General features: G+C 70.3%; 2 protein-coding genes. Both read left to right on the plus strand.

What is annotated here, in order from left to right:
- Positions 1-615, plus strand: a 615-nt coding sequence (locus VI238_RS06635; protein WP_331649721.1) for a cation transporting ATPase C-terminal domain-containing protein, incomplete at its 5' end; no start/stop codon positions are given.
- Between the two features lie 182 nt (positions 616-797).
- Positions 798-3054 (plus strand): DEAD/DEAH box helicase (locus VI238_RS06640; RefSeq protein WP_331649723.1); only part of this gene is annotated, 2257 nt, incomplete at its 3' end.

Below are 3054 nucleotides of genomic sequence, written 5' to 3' on the forward strand. Positions count from 1 at the left end.
ATCCTCAAGTACGTCAAGATGACCGCGAGTTCCAACTTCGGCAACATGTTCAGCATGCTCGGCGCGAGCGCGTTCCTGCCGTTCCTGCCGATGGCCGCGGTGCAGATCCTGCTGAACAACCTGCTCTACGACTTCTCGCAGACCGCGGTCGCGAGCGACGACGTCGATGCCGAATACCTCGCGCGCCCGCGCCAGTGGGACATGCGTGCGATCGCGCGCTTCGTGCTCTGCATCGGCCCGGTCAGCTCGCTGTTCGACTACGCGACGTTCGCGCTGCTGTGGTTCGCGTTCGGCGCCGACTCGCCCGCGCAGGCGGGGCTGTTCCAGACCGGCTGGTTCGTCGAATCGCTGCTGTCGCAGACGCTGGTCGTGCACGTGATCCGGACCGGCCGCCTGCCGTTCGTGCGGAGCAGGGCAAGCCTGCCGTTGACGGTCACGGGCGTCGCGATCTGCGCCGTCGGCGCGTTGCTGCCGTACTCGCCGCTCGCCCCGAAGTTCGGCTTCGTCGCGCTGCCGGCGGCATTCTGGTTGTGCCTCGCGCCGATCCTCGCCGCATACATGGCCCTCACGCAACTCGTGAAGGCGAAGCTCGTCCGCCGGTTCGGCTTGCTGTAGGACCGTTCGTGCGCGCGCGTGCCGCGGTCCGATGCGCCGAGCGGCGCCGTTCCTCGGGCACGCGTGATGCGCGTGTCGCGCTACGGAGCCGAGCCATGGCTTGAGTTCGGCCGGCGTCGGCCGCACCCTACACGGGTCGGGGTCGTCTCGCGATTCGAGACGCCCATGCACAGACTGCCGCGATGCCGCTCGATACCTTCCACCCTGCCGTTGCCGCCTGGTTCCGCCGTGCGTTCGACGCCCCGACCCCGGCCCAGGCCGAGGCGTGGCCCGCGATCGCGTCGGGCCGGCACACCCTGATCGCCGCGCCGACCGGATCGGGCAAGACGCTCGCGGCGTTCCTCGCCGCGATTGACGACCTCGTGCGCCGCGGCGTCGAGGGCGGCCTGCCCGACGAGACGGCGGTCGTCTACGTGTCGCCGCTGAAGGCGTTGTCGAACGACGTACGCATCAACCTCGAGCGGCCGCTCGCAGGAATTCGCGACGAGTTGCTGCAGCAGTGGCTGCCCGACGTAGAGATCCGCACGATGGTGCGCACCGGCGACACCCCGCAGGCGGAGCGTGACCGCATGCGCAGGCGGCCGCCACACATCGTCGTGACGACGCCGGAGTCGCTCTACATCCTGCTCGGTTCGGCCTCGGGACGACGCATGCTGTCGACGACGCGCACGGTGATCGTCGACGAAATCCACGCGCTCGCACCGAACAAGCGAGGTGCTCATCTCGCGCTCTCGCTCGAACGACTCGACGCACTGTGCGGGCGTCGCCTCGTGCGCATCGGCCTGTCGGCGACGCAGAAGCCGATCGGCGAGGTTGCGCGCTTCCTGACCGGGGTGGAGACGGCCTGCCTCGACGAAACGGCGGCGCGAGCGCCGTCCGCGCACGATCGGGCCGGCGGTGGGACGCGCGTGGCGTGCATGTCGTCGAGCACGCCGACGACGGCTGTGGGCGACTCGCTTCGGGCCGGCCCCGACGTCGTCGAGGTCGATTGCAGGATCGTCGACGCCGGACACGTGCGCGCGCGCGACCTCGCGTTGGAACTGCCCGAGGCGCCGCTCGAGGCCGTGATGTCCGGCGACGTCTGGGGGCAGGTGCACGCGCGCCTCGAGGCGCTCATCGGCGAACACCGCACGACGCTCGTCTTCGTCAACACGCGCCGCATGGCCGAGCGCCTCGCGCGCCACCTCAGCGACAGCCTCGGCAAGGACAAGGTGACTGCGCACCACGGCAGCATGGCGAAGGAGCATCGCTTCGACGCCGAGCAGCGCCTCAAGCGCGGCGACCTCAAGGCGCTCGTCGCGACCGCGTCGCTCGAGCTCGGCATCGACATCGGCGACGTCGACCTCGTCTGCCAGATCGGCACCCCGCGCGCGATCTCGACCTTCCTGCAGCGCGTCGGCCGCTCCGGCCATGCGGTCGGCGGCACGCCGAAGGGCCGCCTGTTCCCGCTTTCACGCGACGAGCTGGTGGAGTGCGCGGCACTGCTCGATGCCGTGCGTCGCGGCGAGCTCGATGCCCTGCACGTGGAGGCGCAACCGCTCGACGTGCTCGCGCAGCAGGTCGTGGCCGAGGTCGCGAGCCGCGAATGGCGCGAGGACGAACTGTTCGAAACCGTGCGCCACGCGTATCCGTTCGCGCGCGTCACGCGCGCGCAGTTCACAGCGGTGCTGCGCATGCTCTCCGAGGGCTACACGACGCGCAACGGGCCGCGCGGTGCCTACCTGCATCGCGACGCGGTCAACGGCGTCCTGCGCGCGAGCCGCGGCGCGCGCCTCACCGCGCTGACGTCGGGTGGCGCGATCCCCGATACGGCCGACTACGAGGTCGTGCTCGAGCCGCAATCGACGATGATCGGCAGCGTGCACGAGGATTTCGCGGTCGAAAGCATCGCCGGCGACATTTTCCAGCTCGGCAACCATGCGTATCGCGTGCTGCGCGTCGAGCGCGGCCGGGTCCGCGTCGAGGACGCCCAGGGTGCGCCGCCGACGATCCCGTTCTGGCTCGGCGAAGCGCCTGGACGCAGCGACGAGCTCTCGTTCGCGGTGTCGCGCCTGCGCAACGAGATCGAGCGGCGCCTCGCGCCCGCGGACGCACTGCCGGGCGAACTCGCCGGGAGCGTTCAGGAGACGGTCGACTGGCTCGTCGCCGAGGTCGGCATCGATGCGAACGGTGCGCGGCAGATCGTCGACTATCTCGGGTCGGCGAAGGTCGCGCTCGGCGTGCTGCCGACCCAGCACACGCTCGCGATGGAACGGTTCTTCGATGAATCGGGCGGCACCCAGCTCGTCATCCACACGCCGTTCGGCAGCCGCATGAATCGCGCCTGGGGGCTCGCGCTGCGCAAGCGCTTCTGCCGCACGTTCAACTTCGAGCTGCAGGCGGCCGCGACCGAGGACGCGATCGTGCTGTCGCTCTCGACGAGCCACAGCTTCCCGCTCG

It is taken from the genome of Dokdonella sp. (genome assembly GCF_036518555.1).
GTDB lineage: Bacteria > Pseudomonadota > Gammaproteobacteria > Xanthomonadales > Rhodanobacteraceae > Dokdonella_A.